The organism is Pseudoalteromonas sp. 10-33, assembly GCF_001469195.1.
Classification (GTDB): Bacteria; Pseudomonadota; Gammaproteobacteria; order Enterobacterales; family Alteromonadaceae; genus Pseudoalteromonas.
Genome location: NZ_LOFI01000004.1, coordinates 88705 through 106695 on the forward strand (window position 1 = coordinate 88705; position 17991 = coordinate 106695).

Here is a 17991-nt window from a genome sequence, read left to right on the forward strand (position 1 = left end):
TTTTATTCTAAAAGCAACTAAGCTTTAGGAGCACGACCCGCACGTTTACGCTCATTTTCAGTTAAATGACGTTTACGAATACGAATGTTCTCAGGTGTAACTTCTACTAACTCATCATCAGCAATAAACTCAAGCGCTTGCTCAAGTGAATAGTTAAGTGCTGGTGTCAATGTTTGTGCTTCATCTGTACCAGATGCACGAACGTTAGTAAGTTGCTTACCTTTAAGCGCGTTAACAGTAAGGTCGTTATCACGGCTATGAATACCGATAACCATACCTTCATAAACTTCAACACCGTGACCGATAAATAAGCGGCCGCGCTCTTGTAAGTTAAATAATGCGTTAGTAAGTGCTTTACCTGTTGCGTTAGCAATCATTACGCCGTTCTTACGAACACCTAGCTCGCCACCTTTGTGCGGACCGTAGTGATCGAACGTATGGTAAAGTAAGCCAGAACCTGAAGTTAAAGTCATGAACTCAGTTTGGAAACCAATTAAGCCACGGCTTGGGATCATAAAGTCCATACGCATACGACCTTTACCATCTGGTGCCATGTCAGTTAACTCACCTTTACGAAGACCAATTTGCTCCATGATAGAACCTTGGTGCTCTTCTTCACAGTCAATCGTTAGTGTTTCATACGGTTCTTCTAACACACCATCAACAGTACGTAAGATTACTTCTGGACGAGAAACAGCTAGCTCGTAACCTTCACGACGCATGTTCTCGATTAAGATACCTAGGTGTAATTCACCACGACCCGATACGCGGAAGCTGTCAGGGTTATCGGTATCTGAAACACGAAGTGCTACGTTGTGTACTAATTCTTTGTCTAAACGTTCACGAATATTACGTGATGTTACAAACTTACCTTCTTTACCACAGAACGGAGAGTTGTTTACAGAGAACGTCATTGTTACTGTAGGCTCATCAACACTTAGTGGTGGTAATGCTTCAACGTTGTTAGGACAACAAAGCGTATCTGAAATCTTAAGCTCGCCTAAGCCTGTTACAGTAACAATGTTACCAGCGTAAGCTTTATCAGTGTCGATACGCTCAAGGCCTAAGTAGCTTTGTACTGAACCAATTTTACCGTTACGAGTCGTGCCGTCAGCACTGATAACCGTCACTTGTTGGTTAGTCGCAACAGAACCGCGCTTAATACGGCCAATACCAATTACACCTTTGTAAGAGTTGTAATCAAGCTGAGAGATTTGCATTTGGAAGTCACCTTCAGGATCTGCATCCGGTGGTGATACTTCATCAACGATCATCTTGAACATAGGTTCCATGTTGTCTGATGGCTCGTCTAAATCTAATGTTGCCCAACCGTTGATAGCTGATGCGTATATTACTTTAAAGTCTAACTGTTCGTCAGTTGCGCCAAGGTTATCGAATAAATCAAAGATTTGATCCATAACCCAATCAGGGCGTGCACCTGGCTTATCAATTTTATTGATAACTACGATTGGCTTTAAGCCTTGCGCGAATGCCTTTTGCGTTACGAAACGCGTTTGTGGCATTGGACCTTCTTGAGCATCAACAAGTAATAATACTGAGTCAGCCATCGAAAGTACGCGTTCAACTTCACCACCGAAATCGGCGTGTCCCGGGGTATCTACGATATTGATGTGGTAATCATTCCAAGAGATAGCTGTGTTTTTAGCTAAAATGGTAATACCACGTTCTTTCTCAATGTCGTTTGAGTCCATCACGCGCTCTTCGTTACCGCCGCGTGTTTCTAATGTACCTGATTGCTCAAGTAGTTTGTCAACCAGAGTTGTTTTACCGTGGTCAACGTGCGCGATAATCGCTATATTTCTTAACTGTTCGATGCTCATATATTTACTCAGAGAAATTAAATTCTCAATGATCCTGCAAGATCTACGCACTCATCTGCGTTTTCACGAGATGTCCAAGCATAGGATTTAAAAGGGCGCATATTATCCCTCATTAATGACATGGATGAAAGTTTATCCAATACAATTTTCAAAACTTTCTCAATACTTTTACTAAGTATCTGTTTTATATATGACAATTATATGAAATAAATTGTCATTATTTTTTCAAAAATGCAGTTTACACTATTTATACGATATTTTTGGCACTCTTTTACATTTAGGTTATGCTGATTTCGAGCGATTAAATTAACAACAAAATAGAGCGGGCACAGCTTGCACCAAAGTGGAATTTAACCGCACCATATTGGTGCTGTTTTATGCCCCATATTGTAGCAACTAAGTTTTTTTAACCTATAAACATAGAGTTATAAAAATGGCACAAAATCAGCTTAATAAATCCCAAAGCAATTATGCAGCAATAACAAAACCCAATAGTTGGAGGACACATGTCACAATCGGTTTTAGATTTTATTAAAGAAAATGACGTTAAGTTCATTGATTTACGCTTTACTGATACAAAAGGTAAAGAGCAACATGTATCTATTCCTCATCACCAAGTTGATGAAGATTTTTTCGAAGACGGTAAAATGTTTGACGGTTCTTCAATTGCTGGCTGGAAAGGCATTAACGAATCAGACATGGTATTAATGCCTGTTGCTGAATCAGTAAAACTTGACCCATTCACTGAAGAAACAACATTAATTGTACGTTGTGACGTTGTAGAGCCTTCTACACTTCAAGGTTACGAGCGTGACCCACGCTCTGTTGCAAAACGTGCTGAAGAGTACATGAAATCTACAGGTATCGCAGATACTGTGTTATTTGGCCCAGAGCCAGAGTTTTTCCTTTTCGACGATGTTAAATACAAATCAGATATGTCTGGTTCAATGTACAAAGTTGATGCTGTTGAAGCGGCATGGAACTCAGATAAAGATTACGAAGGCGGTAACACTGGTCACCGTCCAGGTGTTAAAGGCGGTTACTTCCCTTGTTCACCTGTTGATTCTTCACAAGATTGGCGTTCAGCTACGTGTTTAGTGCTTGAAGAACTAGGTCAAGTGGTAGAGGCACATCACCACGAAGTAGCAACAGCTGGCCAAAACGAAATCGCAACGCGTTTTAACAGCATGGTTTTAAAAGCGGATGAAATCCAAGAAATGAAATATGTTATTCATAACATGGCTCATTTATACGGAAAAACAGCTACATTTATGCCTAAGCCAATTGTTGGTGATAACGGTTCTGGTATGCACTGTCACCAGTCTTTAGCTAAAGACGGTGTAAACTTGTTTGCTGGCGATAAGTACGGCGGCCTATCTGAAGAGGCGCTTTACTACATTGGCGGTATTATCAAGCATGCTAAAGCTATTAACGCATTTGCTAACGCATCAACTAACTCGTACAAACGTTTAGTACCGGGCTTTGAAGCGCCAGTAATGCTTGCATACTCTGCACGTAACCGTTCTGCTTCAATTCGTATCCCAGTGGTACCATCTGCGAAAGGTCGTCGTATTGAAGTACGTTTCCCAGATCCAACAGCTAACCCATACCTTGCTTTCTCAGCAATGCTTATGGCTGGCCTTGATGGTATCAAAAACAAGATCCACCCTGGCGATGCAATGGATAAAGATTTATATGACTTACCAGCAGAAGAAGCAGCAGAAATTCCACAAGTTGCATCTTCACTTGGTGAAGCACTCGATGCACTAAGTGCTGACCGTGAGTTCTTAACTCAAGGTGGTGTATTCACTGATGACCTAATTGATGCTTACATTGCACTTAAGGGTCAAGAAGTTGAAAAGCTTAACATGACAACTCACCCAGTTGAGTTTGAAATGTACTACAGCTGTTAATTTAACACTGTAAAAGAATGTGTGTTCTCAAGCCCGCTAAGCGGGCTTTTTTAATGGTAAATTAAATCAAACTCCACTAAAGTTAAGCCATCATAAAAATTGCAGGGTAGCAGTGTGAATAGTAAAACTTTATTGCTAATGATTACTTTAGGATTAAGTAATTATGGTTATGCGGGTGAAAAAAGAATTTACGCTTGGAAGGATCAAAATGGCGTTTTAGTGTTTTCAGATACACCGCGTAAAGGTGCTACAGAGGTCAAACTCTCTAGCCAAAGTTTAACTATACCCGCTAAAGATATAGCGACTCTCAGCAGCCAATCCCATACTAAAAAAACAGGGTTTGGTATTGCCATTACGTCACCTGAGCACAATCAAACCATTCATGAAAATACCGGAACAATATACGTCACCAGCCGGGTAATCCCGAGCTTTAAAACAGGGTATACCATTCAATTGCTTGTTAATGGAGAAGCAAACGGCCCTGCAATAAACAACTCCGTATTTGCAATTGCTGATGTTGAAGCCGGTGAACACATGCTTCAACTGAGGCTGTTTAACGAGAAAAACCAAATTATCGCTGTGAGCGAGCCTCGTATATTTAATATGCGCAGAAAAGGCAAAACCCATGGCAATTAAAGCGAAACTTAATACTTAGGCGCAGCAGCTCATTTTAGATAAAACCTGGCCTGCAAACACCTGCGCACTAAAATGGTGCAAACATGATTAATAACGAAAATTTTAGCCCTGAATTGCTTGATGCCATATGGCAAAATCAAACAACGTCGGTCATGCTTCTCGATAAAAACTTTACGGTTGTTTATGCAAATACCAGTACCAGTGAGTTACTTGGCCTTGCTACTAAGCGCTTATTGAAACAGCCCTTTGATACCCTTTTTAATTACCATTCAATTGACTTAAAACGAATAGCGCAGTTTTCATTAATTGATGGTGTTGATTGCCAACAACACAGAGCTGACGTGGTGTTTAGCGATTCTCGCCATGCCAAAGTAAGCGTTAATTCAAGACGAATTAACTTTAAAGGGATTGCTTATATTCTATTAGAGTGTCGCCAAACAGACGACGAAATAAAACACGATCAGGCCTCAAATCAAATGCACCAATACCAAGCTGCACGCAATTTAATAAGAGGCTTAGCACACGAAATTAAAAATCCTTTGGGTGGAATCCGCGGAGCGGCGCAGTTATTGCAATATGAGGTTGATCAGCAAGAAAGAAATCAATGCGCTGAGCTCATTATAGAGCAAGCAGACAGATTACGTGAATTAGTAGATAGACTTTTAGGGCCTAATCAGCTTCCGCAAAAATCTTACGTTAATATACACCAAGCGTTAGAGTCGGTTGTGAAGTTAAGCACACTCGATAATTGTACAAATATTGAATTGAAAAAAGACTACGACCCTAGTATCCCTGATGTGTTTATTGATCAGAGCAAAATACAACAAGTTGTTTTGAATATTGTTCGTAATGCTCAGCAGGCGCTTATTGATGGTGGTGAGATAAAAATAAAAACACGAATAAATCATCAGCATCGCCGCCCGGGTAAGGCTCCTAAAAAAGCCTTGTTGATCCAAATATCTGATAACGGACCAGGCATTGATCACAGCATACGTGAAACATTGTTCTACCCTATGATCACCAATAAAGAAGGTGGCTCTGGACTTGGACTCTCGATTGCGCAAACGCTTATTGATCAACACGATGGCTACATTGAATGTGATAGCTGGCCTGGACATACTGAATTTAATATCTATCTGCCCTTTGCAGATTAATGTTTGGAGTTTGCATGAAAACAGTTTGGCTTGTAGATGATGACGCATCAATTCGTTTTGTACTTGAAAAAGCACTAGAACGTTCTGGTTTTAATGTAGAAAGTTTTGCCAATGCGCAAGATGTACTTAATGCATTAAAATTTAGCCAGCCAGCTGTTTTGGTGTCGGACGTAAAAATGCCCGGTATGGACGGCATGGCGCTACTTGAACTCATCGCAGAACAAAACCCTGGCTTGCCAGTAATAATAATGACTGCGCACTCAGACCTAGATTCAGCAGTGAACGCCTTTCAAAAAGGGGCATTTGAGTACTTAGCTAAACCATTCGATTTAAATGAAGCTGTTGCACTTGTTGAAAGCGCATTTAGAGCAAATTCCACAAAAAAAACCAAACGTAAGCAAGCGCCTCCAAAAAGTGCTCACATCATTGGTGAAGCACCCGCTATGCAAGAAGTATTTAGAGCGATAGGTAAACTGTCAGCATCAAGCATGAGTGTTTTGATTAATGGTGAGTCGGGTACAGGTAAAGAGCTCGTTGCAAGTGCACTGCATAACCACAGTCCCCGTAAAGAAAACCAGTTTATCGCCCTTAATATGGCCGCTATTCCAAAAGAATTAGTTGAGTCTGAACTGTTTGGCCATGAAAAAGGAGCCTTTACTGGTGCCGATAGCGTACGAAAAGGTCGCTTTGAGCAAGCCAATGGCGGCACTTTATTTTTAGATGAAATTGGTGATATGCCGCTTGATGTGCAAACCCGTCTTTTACGCGTACTTGCCGATGGTGAATTTTACCGTGTAGGTGGACATCAAAGCATCAAAGTCGATGTACGTATCATTGCCGCAACACATCAAAACTTAGAAGACTTAGTTAAACAAGGTAAGTTTAGGGACGATTTATTTCATCGCTTAAATGTAGTACGCCTTCGTTTACCTGCTTTACGTGAACGCACCGAAGATATTGAACGCTTAGCGCAACACTTTTTACATAAAAGCGCTAAAGATCTGCAAGTAGAAAGTAAAGTGTTGAGCCCTAAAGCCACCGAGCAACTTCGTTTATTTAACTGGCCAGGTAATGTTCGTCAACTTGAAAACACCTGTCGTTGGTTAACGGTTATGGCACCAGGCGAGCTGGTGACTGAGCAAGATTTACCCCCTGAAATTATTGAAGTAACACCAATACAAGAGGAAGGCGACTGGTTAGATGCCTTTCAACAATGGCTTAATAATGAGTTAAAACAAGGTAAAGAAAATATTTGGCCTGATATACAAGCACAATTAGAAACACGCTTGATTAAAACCGCACTCGCTAATTGTTCTGGCCACAAACAAGATGCGGCCATAAAAATAGGCTGGGGTCGCAATACATTGACCCGTAAATTAAAAGAGCGCAATATTAGTTAACAATGTGCATTAAATTTTGATATCGAATGAAATTAATCGAACATATTCCTTTGTTCAAACAAATGGAAATAATTAACAGGCTGCATTTTTTTAAAGAGTTTACGCTTAACGAGCGTCAAATTTTATTAGAATCATATGGCCTGTTATATTTAGTTGGCCAACATCAATTTTTGTTTAAACAGTTTGATAACGATAAGCGATTATACATTGTACTTAGCGGCGCACTTTTAGTATTTAAGCATAATCACTTACTTGAACTTGGCACAATAGAGCCTGGTGAATTTATAGGTGAAGGCGCATTTATAAATAACCGAGAGCGCAGTACAAGTGCCCGTGCCAAAACCGACACCATTGTCCTTGCCATCACTCCCGAAGCACTCACTCAATTACCCAATGTCATTCGAGAAAAAATTAAAGACCGCATTATTGAAGGCATGAGCGAGCGAATAACCAAGCTCAGTGACTATATAGAAAACCACGGTTAGTTCAATCCATATAAACAACCTGTAATGAGCAATCAAGCCAGCTTGGGGTATTGACATGGGCTGTAAATGTGAAAGTATCGGATGGCTTGGCGCCAAAGGGCGTATTTACAAGCGGCTGTGAGTGGCTATATGTTTGCGAATAATTTTTGTAATAAATGACAACGTAACCGTATAAAAACTCCCAACCTAACCTCACAATAGCGCCACTGGGTAAGGTAAAATCAGCATGCTTTTTGGTAAAGGAAACGATTAAATCATTGTACTTATCTTCGCTGCATTGGGTTGTTCTTAGCCGAGACGGCATAGTAAAAGCGCCTTCTCCATCAGTACTTTTTAAATAAAAGCCTATATTGCCATCGCCATAAAAATGATTTGATCGTGTGGTGTAGTTAATTTCGGGTTGATAACCTAGCTCTTGCATAATAATAGCTAACTGCTCAGTCTCTTTTTGATAAATCTTATCGCTTGATAAAAGCAATATAGCTTCACCAAAATCAGATGGGATTTCTAGCTCTACATATTCATAAGGAAGGTTCTGTGCTTTTAGCGCAGCATCGAGCTGGTTGCGCTGTTCATCTTGTAAATTTTCACTAAAAACATAAACGGTGGGTTGCTGGCATGCGGCTAACATACATGCCAGTACACAAATTAAAAATCCTTTTTTCATAGTCACCTCAATTGATTACAAACGTAGTCTATTAGAGGTAATAACTTATAGCAACCTAATTTATTTGGTTATTCAGCCAAGCGTCTACACTTTTGCGCGTATATAACACCTCTTTAAATAAGCGGTGACGTTCAAATTCCAAAACGCTTTTTTTGTTAGTATTGCCACTTAGTAACTGGCTGTGTGCATCGTTAAATTTTGAAATAACCGAAAACCCTCGCTCAGGTTTTTGGTCGTGTTTTTTTATTGATTTACTAAGGTGTTCCCTAACATCATCGGCAGTTAACATGTCTGAATGATTTAAGCCCATTAGCTCTTTTCTCATTGCTAATCTTACGCCCATTTTTTACTCCATGATTCTATGTATTCTAAATTCGACACAGCTATAGCAATTAGTAAGCCACCTACAAAAGTGACTCGCCGCAGCTTAACTAATAAATACTTCAGTTTTTTTAAGGGAGTCATTTTTTAAAAAATAATTAATACGTAAATTTGAGTGATTTGGTTTGGTGCATAATTGGCTGTATGCCTTTATACTACAGCCTATGCAAGCCTCCACCGAGAGTAAAAATGAACGAAGAATACATAGAAATAGAACTAGAAGAAGAGCCTATAGAACTCTGTAAATTATTAAAAGTACTCAATTTAGTTGAAGGTGGCGGCCAAGCTAAAAACCTAATCACCGAAGGCTATGTGGGTGTTAACCATGAAATTTGTACAATAAAACGGAAAAAATTATACAGTGGTGATGTGCTTGAATTTGATGGCGAACTTTTTCAACTCTCTCTGAGTGAAGATGCAACCCCAGTACAAAAATCGATTGAACAAGCACCTGCTGAACCCAAGCAAAATACTTCAGCTGCGGAAAACCAACCAGCAAAAAGTAAGCGTAAACGTACTAAAAAGCCAAAGGTCGATGAAAAAACAGGACGACGCCCTATTTCATTTGGGTAAGCCCATAATCTGCACTACAAAAAAGGTCAACTTGTATAGTTGGCTTTTTTACTCTTTAATAACCTTGTTAATAATAATAAAAACAAGGCCACAACATGTCATCTCACACACCTAAAAACTGGTTTAAACCTGTAGCTTGGGCTGCTCTTATATGGAATTTATTGGGCGTTATAGCATTCATTATGCACATAATGACAAGCCCAGATATGATCAGTAAACTACCATTAGATCAACAAGCTGCATATTCAAACACCCCAATATGGGCCACCATTGCCTTTGCTGTTGCTGTTTTTGGTGGTGCCTTAGGCTGCGTATTTTTACTTGCTAAAAAATCGCTTGCAACACCTACTTTTGCTTTATCGCTCGGCGCGATAGTAATTCAGCAATACTACAACTTTTTTGTAATTGATAGCATTGCTCTACTCGGAGTAAGCTCTATTATCATGCCATCATTGGTAATTATCATTGCCCTAGCGCTTATTTATTTAAGCATAAAAGGCAAACAACAAGGCTGGCTAAACTAGCTTAATGGGGCCAGCTGAACAACGTTTTTTAGTTGGCATAGATGGTTTATTGAACTCATAATTTAACACCTTACTTCCTATTACAGCTGCACATAAATGCAGCTATTTAAGATTCGTTTATCATGGTATGCACTTTGCAATAACCTAATTACAGAGGTTACTTTTTAAAAAATTTAATTAGTTAAGAAGGGGCAAAATAATGAAAAATAGTTTCGATACCCAACATGAGCTCACAATTAATGGTGAGCAATATAATATCCATTCTCTAAAAGGACTTGGCGACAAAGCAAAACGACTCCCCTTCTCCTTAAAAGTCTTACTTGAAAATCTACTGCGAAATGAAGATGGCGAAAATATTAAAGAGCAAGATATTAATGCGCTACTAAATTGGGACCCAAAGGCAAAACCATCATCTGAAGTTGCATTTACCCCTGCACGGGTAGTAATGCAAGACTTTACTGGCGTACCTGCCATTGTTGATTTAGCGGCAATGCGAGATGCAATGGAAAAATTAGGGGGTGATCCTGCAAAAATTAATCCCCTTTCGCCTGCTGAGTTGGTAATAGATCATTCAGTACAAGTTGACGGCTATGGAAATGATGGTGCCTTTGATTTAAACGCCAAACTTGAATACGACCGCAATAAAGAACGCTACGAATTTTTACGCTGGGGCCAAACGGCATTTGATAACTTAAAAGTAGTGCCTCCCGCAACCGGAATTGTTCACCAAGTTAATTTAGAATACCTAGCCCGTGTTATTTTCAACGAAGATAGCAATGGTAAAAAGTTTGCCTACCCCGACACACTGGTTGGTACTGACTCGCACACCACCATGATTAATGGCTTAGGTGTACTCGGTTGGGGTGTAGGTGGCATTGAGGCCGAAGCTGCTATGCTTGGCCAGCCTATTAGCTTGCTCATTCCACAAGTAGTTGGTATGAAGTTTAGTGGCCGATTACCTGAAGGCACAACAGCAACCGATTTAGTGCTTACAGTAACTGAAATTTTACGCAACCACGGTGTGGTCGGCAAGTTTGTAGAATTTTATGGCGATGGTCTTGCAGATCTCCCCCTTGCTGATAGAGCAACCATTGCAAACATGGCACCCGAATATGGCGCTACATGTGGTATTTTTCCAATTGATAACGAAACCATTAATTATTTACGCCTCACCAACCGCGATGAAGACCAACTAAAACTTATTGAAGATTACGCAAAACACCAAGGCCTGTGGCGTAACGATGGCGACGAAGCTCGCTATACCGACACACTAGAACTAAAGCTCGATGATGTTGTACCAAGCCTTGCGGGCCCTAAACGCCCACAAGACAGAATAGCGCTGAACAAAGCAGGCGAGGAAATTTCTCAGCACCTAAAAGGTTTTCAAGAAGAGCGTATCGCACATCGCGATAAAAGTGATGATGAGCAATCGCGTATCGAAAGCGAAGGCCCCACAACCAACCCTGATGAACCTGTAAACGAAGCACAATTTATGGGGGCGGCAAATGTTAATTACAAAGGCCAAGAGTTTGAACTTAACGACGGTGCCTGTGTGATTGCAGCTATTACAAGCTGTACTAATACCTCTAATCCAAGTGTTATTTTAGCCGCAGGCCTTGTGGCTAAAAAAGCAAAACAACTCGGTATTAATGTTAAACCTTGGGTTAAAACATCACTTGCACCAGGCTCTAAAGTGGTCACTGACTACTTAGACAAAGCAGGTTTGATGGACGACTTAGAAAGCCTAGGTTTTAATTTAGTGGGGTACGGTTGCACCACCTGTATTGGTAACTCTGGACCGCTAGCTGACGAAATCTCACAAGCTATTCAAAAACACAAGCTGGTAGTTAGCTCTATCTTATCAGGTAATCGTAATTTTGAAGGGCGTATACACCAAGATGTTAAAATGAACTTTTTAGCGTCACCTCCTTTAGTTGTTGCTTACGCAATTGCAGGTAGAACAGACATAGATGTTTATAACGAACCCCTTGCACAAGATAAAAACGGTAACGATATTTACCTTAAAAACATTTGGCCAAGCGTAAAAGAGGTTAGCGATTTAGTAAAAGAAACGGTTACCAAAGAGATGTTTGCAAAAAGCTACGCCAATGTTTATGAAGGCGATAGCCGCTGGCAACAAATTCAAATACCTGATGGTAAATTATATGATTGGAACGACGCATCTACCTATATTAAAAAAGCACCATTTTTTGATGGTATGACAGTAGAGCCACCTGTCATTCCCACTATTGAAGGAGCGCGCTGCTTAGCTAAGCTAGGTGACTCGGTTACAACCGATCATATTTCGCCTGCTGGCGCGATTAAAGCCGATGCACCTGCTGGGCTTTACCTGCAAGAACACAATGTAGAAAAAGCACAATTTAATTCTTACGGCTCTCGTCGTGGTAACCATGAAGTAATGATGCGTGGCACCTTTGCTAACGTGCGACTAAAAAACTTGTTAGCACCGGGCACAGAAGGCGGTGTAACACGCACGCAACCAGACAATAGCTTAGAAAGTATCTACGATGCAGCTATGGCATATCAAAAAAATGATACACCACTTATTATTCTGGCCGGAAAAGAATATGGAACAGGCTCGTCTCGCGATTGGGCTGCGAAAGGCTCATTACTGTTGGGTGTAAAAGCCGTTTTTGCACAAAGTTATGAACGTATTCACCGCTCTAACTTAATTGGAATGGGTGTACTGCCATTACAATTTAAAGAGGGTGAAAGCTATGAGGCACATGGTTTAACTGGCCAAGAAGAGTTTGATATTCAAGGTCTTTACGATAAAACCGACGAGGTTACACTGATAGCAACTAATGCCGAAGGCAAAAAAACAAGCGTAAAAGCCGATGTACGTATTGATACACCTAAAGAGTGGGATTACTACAAGCATGGCGGTATTTTACAGTATGTACTGCGTAATATGCTTAACTAAGCTGCGTAGTGAATGATTTAAAGGCCTTATGGTTAAAACCATGAGGCCTTTTTTATAACTGTCTTATTATTGCGCTGCATCAATATGCAAAACACATAGCTTAATACACTGGTACCATAACCAGTGGGGGCGTTATGTCGCATTTAACTATTATTAGAGTACTTAAAACATCCATCGTGCTTGGCTTATGCCTTATAATTACGGGCCATGCACTTATCATATCTAATGGGTTTAATGAGCAATTTGGTATTAACGGCATTATTGCATCCGCAGCTTGCATTGCAGTGGGCATATTATTATCACTTCCCACCAAAATATATCTAACCATATTACTAATGGAAGTTGAAAAACGTTATACCCGCTCTCGTACTCATGAATAGCGCTTAAAGCACACTTAAATTATTAATTTCTTTATTACGTTTTTCTAATTTTTTTTCGATGTTTTCTGCGTCTTCAAACAGCTTTTTAATCGATTCAGGGTTTAATATTGAAGGAGCCTGTGTGTTAGCTGACATCTCATTAGTGCTAGATTCTAAATTTAAAATAGATGTATCTTCTGCACCAATCACGGATATGTCTTCAGGGTTAAGGGTTAATTCTATACTTTTCCCATTCGGATTAGGGCTATCTGAATAATGCCATTGTCCTGTTTCATCTTGCCACTTATAAATTGTACTTGAAGATGTCACTGTTGATGTGTTGCTTGAAATGCCACTGGTAATTTTATCGCCAACCTGCTGAATGCCTTTTACAGCTTGATCAAGCGTATTGGTTGATAGCGCCACCATTTGCTCTTTAATTTGCTGGGTTTCTTTGCTAACTGTTGAACCAGAAATCCAAGTTTGGCCGTCGGGCTTTTTTAAATAAAACAATGATATGACAGCAATAACCATGACTGATATTGCTAAATAGGTAAAATATTTCATAGCGTTCCTGCTTTTGTTATTCCATTAAGTTGATAGTAGTAAATAAAGTGCAATCAAGCAATTTTTTATCAAAATCTAAGCAATAAAAAACGCAGCTTATGCTGCGTTATAGTGTGGTTAAACAACGTCTTAATCGTGTTAAATCCCATCGCCGTCCATATGAAGACCACATTCGCGACTTAAACCAAAAAAGCGTGTTTCTTCTTCGGTCATACCCGGCTCTAATTTACGCGTAGTGTGTACATCTCCCATTGACACATACCCTTGCTCCCATAACGGGTGGTAAGGCAAATCATGCTTGGTCAGGTATTGATAGACATCACGGTTTGACCATTCAATAATAGGGTATACCTTAACCGTTCCTCTGCTAATTTCTACAAACTGCTTATCTGCTCGTGTTGATGACTGGTCGCGACGTAAACCGCTAAACCAGGTACCCGCTTCAATTTCTTTTAAAGCGCGAGTCATTGGCTCAACTTTATTAAGCTGATTATATTGCTTAATACCGTCCTCACCTTGCTCCCATAACTTTCCAAACTTAGCTTCTTGCCATGCTGGGCTCAGCTGCGCCTTGTACACTTTTAAATTTAGTGACAAACGCTCGCTCATTTGCTCAATAAACTGGTACGTCTCAGGGAACAAATAACCAGTGTCTGTTAATACAACAGGAATGTCTGGGCGTTGGGTTGTCATTAAATGCAACATCACCGCAGCTTGAATCCCAAAGCTTGACGATAGAAACGCGGTATCGGGTAAATTTTCAAGCGCCCACGCAACACGTTGCTCTGCGCTCATATTTGCTAATACACCATTAGCATCAGCTAACATAGCCGCTTGGCTTTGCTTGTCTAGCTGTAATATATTTTTAAATTCACTCATGGAAAATTCCAAGCCTCACCAGCGCCAAGCGCTGGTATCTAATTATGCGTGAAAATCGGTTACTGATACTTTTACTTCAGCAACAATGCCTTTGCGAATTACAAAGTCACCAAAACATTCACCGTCGTTTCGCTCACTTGCCCACTGGCCAATTAGCTTATCAAACGCCTCTAGGTAAACATCTTCACCTACGTTTTCAAGGTACAGTTTAGGAATGCGTGTACCTTCAAGGTTACCGCCTAAGTAAACGTTGTATTTACCAGGCCCTTTACCTACCAGCCCAGCTTCTGCAAGCATTGCGCGGCCACACCCATTTGGACAACCTACAACGCGCATAATAATGCTGTCGTCTGGTATTCCGTGTTTAGCCAGTAGGGCTTCAGTTTTTTCAATTAAGCTTGGCAAATAACGCTCAGCCTCAGCCATAGCAAGCGGACATGTTGGTAATGCTACACATGCCATAGAATTTTTACGTTGCTCTGTATCACCATCATCAATCAACCCATGATTGCGGGCAATTTCTTCAATCACTGCTTTTTGATCTGCAGGTACACCAGCAATTATTAAGTTTTGGTTTGCCGTCATACGCATATCACCTTGGTGAACTTCTGCAATTTTACGACAACCTGTTTTAAGTGGCTTACCTGGGTAGTCTAAAATACGGCCGCTTTGAATAAATAGCGTTAAGTGGTGCTTACCATCAATGCCCTCTACCCAGCCAATACGATCCCCTCGATGAGTAAACTCATACGGGCGGCTCGGTGCAAAGTTAACGCCTGCGCGTTTTTCTACTTCGGCTTTAAATACGTCTGAGCCAACACGGTCTAGTGTATATTTAGTTTTAGCATTTTTACGGTTTGAACGGTTACCCCAATCGCGCTGCACTGATACAACGTGCTCAGCAATTTTTAAGGTGTCTTCTAGGCTAATAAAGCCAAAGTCGTCAGCTTTACGCGGATACGTAGCCGTATCACCGTGGGTCATGGCAAGGCCACCACCTACAAGTACGTTAAAGCCAACAAGCTTGCCGTCTTCTGCAATAGCGACAAAGTTTAAATCGTTAGCATGAACATCAACCTCGTTATTAGGCGGAATAGTTACGGTTGTTTTAAACTTACGTGGTAAATAGTTAGACCCTAAAATAGGCTCTTCTGTTGTTTCTGCTTTTTCGCCGTTTAACCAAATTTCAGCATACGCTTTTGTTTTTGGTAATAAGTGTTCTGAAATTTTAGCAGCCCACTCATACGCTTCTTGATGTAGCTCAGACTCAACCGGGTTGGTAGTACACAACACATTACGGTTTACATCGCCCGCAGTTGCAATTGAATCAATACCCACACTGTCTAGCATTTGATGCATGCCTTTAATATTTGGCTTTAATACACCATGGAACTGAAACGTTTGACGCGTAGTTAAACGAATGCTGCCGTAGCTAGTTTTATCATCAGCAAATTTATCAATTGCTAACCATTGCTCTGGCTTAATAATACCGCCAGGCATACGCGCACGTAGCATTACGTTATGTAATGGCTCAAGCTTTTGTTTGGCGCGCTCTGGACGAATATCGCGGTCGTCTTGCTGATACATGCCATGAAAACGAATTAACTGGAAGTTATCAGCAGTGAAACCACCGGTTATCTCATCTTTTAAGTCTTGCTCTATAGTGCCTCGTAAAAAGTTACTTTCTCTTTTCAAACGCTCGTTATCAGAAAGCTTTACGTTTTTATCTTGTTCGCTCATTTTAAATCCTAAATTTGTTACAGTGACGGCTGTTAGCTGTTAATAAAATAAGAAACGTGATTAATACACGTCTTTCTGATAGCGGTTTGCGCTACGCAGGTCTTTTAAATATTGCTCTGCGTCTTCATCGTTTTTGCCGGTATTTTCTTTAATAATATCAACCAATGCTTGATGAACATCTTTTGCCATACGGTTTGCATCACCACACACATAAAAGTGAGCGCCAGCTTCTAACCACTCAAAAACATCTTTTGAGTTTTTGCGAAGCTTATCTTGTACATAGATTTTTTCGGCTTGGTCACGGCTAAATGCCACGTCTACTTTGCTCAATAAGCCCGATTTTAAATACCCCTGAATCTCAACTTGGTATAAAAAGTCTTGTGTAAAATGAGGGTTACCAAAAAATAGCCAGTTTTTACCTTGTGCTTCACGCGAGTCACGCTCTTGTAAAAATGCACGGAATGGCGCAATACCGGTGCCCGGACCCACCATGATGATAGGTGTTTCATCGTTAGCCGGTAAACGGAAGTTGTCATTATGTTCGCTAAATACTTTTACTTTGCAGCCTTCTTCAGCACGACGCGCTAAATAACCAGAACAACCACCTAAGTGCTCGCTGTCAAAAGTATCAAACTCAACAAGTCCAACCGTTAAATGCACTTCCTCTTCAACTTCGCTTTGGCTAGACGCTATAGAATATAAACGAGCCTGAAGCTTACGTAAGCAATCAACTAATGTTTGTGCATCTAGTTTTGCTGGATTTTGACGAATAACATCAAATATTTGGCGTGGCTCAATGTAAGCACGCATTGCAGCTTTATCTTCTACAAGCTTTAAGAGCTCAGGTGTACCTGTTGCTGTTGCGTATTTTTCAACAAAACCCGGATATGACTGCGTTAGCTCTAATTTTTCGATAAGCGCATCACGCACGCTCAATTCTTCATTCGCAACTTTAACGCGACTAGAACCATCAATTTGGGTAAGTTCTAGCACTTCATCAACTAACGCCTCATCATTTAAAAAATATACACCCAGTGAGTCACCCGGTGTGTAAGTGATATCAGAGCCTTCAAGCGAAATTTCTACATGGCGTACATCTTTTGTTGAATCACGCCCGGTAATTTTTTGAACTGCTAATAATTCGGCTTCAAATGGATTTTGCTTTGTGTACTGGCTGGCTGCAGGTGTTGGTGCACCAAATGGCATAACCGCGGCTTGTCCACCAGCGTTACCCTGTTGCGCTTTTAAATCTGGTTCAAATGCATCCAGTGCGCCTTGAATCCATGTTGCAGCTTCTTCTTCGTAATCAACATCTAAATCAGCGCGTTGGTAAACTGACTCAGCGCCTAGCTTATTTAAACGCTCTTCAAAATCTTTTGCTGTTTGACAGAAAAACTCATAGCTAGAATCGCCTAGACCAATGACAGCTATTTTAACACCGTCGAGTTTAGGGGCCTTTTTAGTTGCTAAAAATGCGTGCAACGTTTCGCCATCTTCAGGCGGTTCACCTTCACCGTAAGTCGATACAACAACGGTTAAAAACTTTTCTTTTTTCAGGGCCGTTGGTTTGTAATCAGACATACTCACTAATTTGGCTGATAAACCACGCGATTCAGCTTGCTCTTTCATTTGGGTTGCAACACCTTTTGCATTACCCGTTTGTGAGCCATATAAAATAGTTAATACTGCTGCATCGCCCGTTACTGATGTGCCAGCCGTAGGCATACCAAGTGCTGAAGCATTTGCATTAGCTGCTAAGTAACCACTTACCCACGCCTGTTGAATTGGATTAAGCTCAGCCACTAAACCTTGCAGCTTTTGAACTTGCTCTTGCGATAGCGGGCTTGCCGCAGCATTTAGTTGACCTAACAACATGAATCGATTCCCCATAACCCTGAAAATTAAGCACAACACACACCGTGTATTGT

16 protein-coding genes are annotated in these 17991 nt (G+C 40.7%); 9 read left to right on the forward strand and 7 right to left on the reverse strand.

What is annotated here, in order from left to right:
- Nucleotides 1–17: 17 nt before the first annotated feature.
- Nucleotides 18–1841 carry a translational GTPase TypA gene (gene typA / locus ATS76_RS05100; protein WP_058551316.1) on the reverse strand — a complete coding sequence of 608 codons (1824 nt, stop codon included), beginning with the start codon at nt 1839–1841 and terminating at the stop codon, nt 18–20.
- Nucleotides 1842–2347: 506 nt separating this feature from the next.
- Between typA and glnA the strand changes: the two genes are divergently transcribed.
- From glnA to ATS76_RS05125, 5 genes are all read left to right on the forward strand, one after another.
- The gene (gene glnA / locus ATS76_RS05105; protein WP_058405931.1) at nt 2348–3754 is read left to right on the forward strand and encodes a glutamate--ammonia ligase; all 1407 of its coding nucleotides are present in this window, start codon (nt 2348–2350) and stop codon (nt 3752–3754) included.
- A 114-nt stretch (nt 3755–3868) separates the two neighbouring features.
- Nucleotides 3869–4390, forward strand: a complete 522-nt coding sequence (locus ATS76_RS05110; protein ID WP_327078140.1) for a DUF4124 domain-containing protein — start codon at nt 3869–3871, stop codon at nt 4388–4390.
- Between the two features lie 83 nt (nt 4391–4473).
- Nucleotides 4474–5544 (forward strand): nitrogen regulation protein NR(II), encoded by a 1071-nt coding sequence (gene glnL / locus ATS76_RS05115; RefSeq protein ID WP_058405929.1) that lies wholly within the window; start codon nt 4474–4476, stop codon nt 5542–5544.
- A gap of 14 nt (nt 5545–5558) precedes the next feature.
- Entirely contained in the window at nt 5559–6944 is a 1386-nt protein-coding gene (gene ntrC, locus ATS76_RS05120) for a nitrogen regulation protein NR(I) (RefSeq protein ID WP_058551317.1), read from the forward strand.
- 26 nt (nt 6945–6970) lie between these two features.
- A complete protein-coding gene (locus ATS76_RS05125) occupies nt 6971–7429 on the forward strand; it encodes a cyclic nucleotide-binding domain-containing protein (protein ID WP_006791339.1) in 459 nt (152 codons plus the stop codon).
- Nucleotide 7430: 1 nt separating this feature from the next.
- Here ATS76_RS05125 and ATS76_RS05130 read toward each other — a convergent pair whose 3' ends face one another.
- Together ATS76_RS05130 and ATS76_RS05135 are read right to left on the reverse strand one after the other, a co-directional pair.
- Nucleotides 7431–8096, reverse strand: coding sequence for a hypothetical protein (locus ATS76_RS05130; protein WP_058551318.1), 666 nt, complete (start codon nt 8094–8096; stop codon nt 7431–7433).
- 55 nt (nt 8097–8151) lie between these two features.
- Nucleotides 8152–8439: a hypothetical protein gene (locus ATS76_RS05135; protein WP_058551319.1), complete on the reverse strand. Its 288-nt coding sequence runs from the start codon at nt 8437–8439 to the stop codon at nt 8152–8154.
- Nucleotides 8440–8666: 227 nt separating this feature from the next.
- Between ATS76_RS05135 and ATS76_RS05140 the strand changes: the two genes are divergently transcribed.
- From ATS76_RS05140 to ATS76_RS05155, 4 genes are all read left to right on the forward strand, one after another.
- Complete coding sequence (locus ATS76_RS05140) at nt 8667–9050, forward strand: RNA-binding S4 domain-containing protein (RefSeq protein ID WP_058551320.1); 384 nt, start codon at nt 8667–8669, stop codon at nt 9048–9050.
- Nucleotides 9051–9145: 95 nt separating this feature from the next.
- A complete protein-coding gene (locus ATS76_RS05145; protein WP_058551321.1) occupies nt 9146–9574 on the forward strand; it encodes a hypothetical protein in 429 nt (142 codons plus the stop codon).
- Nucleotides 9575–9773: 199 nt separating this feature from the next.
- Nucleotides 9774–12518, forward strand: coding sequence for an aconitate hydratase AcnA (gene acnA, locus ATS76_RS05150; RefSeq protein WP_058551322.1), 2745 nt, complete (start codon nt 9774–9776; stop codon nt 12516–12518).
- A gap of 134 nt (nt 12519–12652) precedes the next feature.
- The gene (locus ATS76_RS05155; RefSeq protein ID WP_058551323.1) at nt 12653–12898 is read left to right on the forward strand and encodes a hypothetical protein; all 246 of its coding nucleotides are present in this window, start codon (nt 12653–12655) and stop codon (nt 12896–12898) included.
- Between the two features lie 3 nt (nt 12899–12901).
- Here ATS76_RS05155 and ATS76_RS05160 read toward each other — a convergent pair whose 3' ends face one another.
- The 4 genes from ATS76_RS05160 to ATS76_RS05175 form a co-directional block, all read right to left on the reverse strand.
- Nucleotides 12902–13444 carry a DUF4124 domain-containing protein gene (locus ATS76_RS05160; RefSeq protein WP_058551324.1) on the reverse strand — a complete coding sequence of 181 codons (543 nt, stop codon included), beginning with the start codon at nt 13442–13444 and terminating at the stop codon, nt 12902–12904.
- Nucleotides 13445–13582: 138 nt separating this feature from the next.
- A complete protein-coding gene (locus ATS76_RS05165) occupies nt 13583–14323 on the reverse strand; it encodes a phosphoadenylyl-sulfate reductase (RefSeq protein WP_058551325.1) in 741 nt (246 codons plus the stop codon).
- Between the two features lie 42 nt (nt 14324–14365).
- The gene (gene cysI, locus ATS76_RS05170) at nt 14366–16063 is read right to left on the reverse strand and encodes an assimilatory sulfite reductase (NADPH) hemoprotein subunit (protein ID WP_058551326.1); all 1698 of its coding nucleotides are present in this window, start codon (nt 16061–16063) and stop codon (nt 14366–14368) included.
- A 60-nt stretch (nt 16064–16123) separates the two neighbouring features.
- Entirely contained in the window at nt 16124–17938 is a 1815-nt protein-coding gene (locus ATS76_RS05175) for an assimilatory sulfite reductase (NADPH) flavoprotein subunit (protein WP_058551327.1), read from the reverse strand.
- Between the last annotated feature and the right edge of the window lie 53 nt (nt 17939–17991).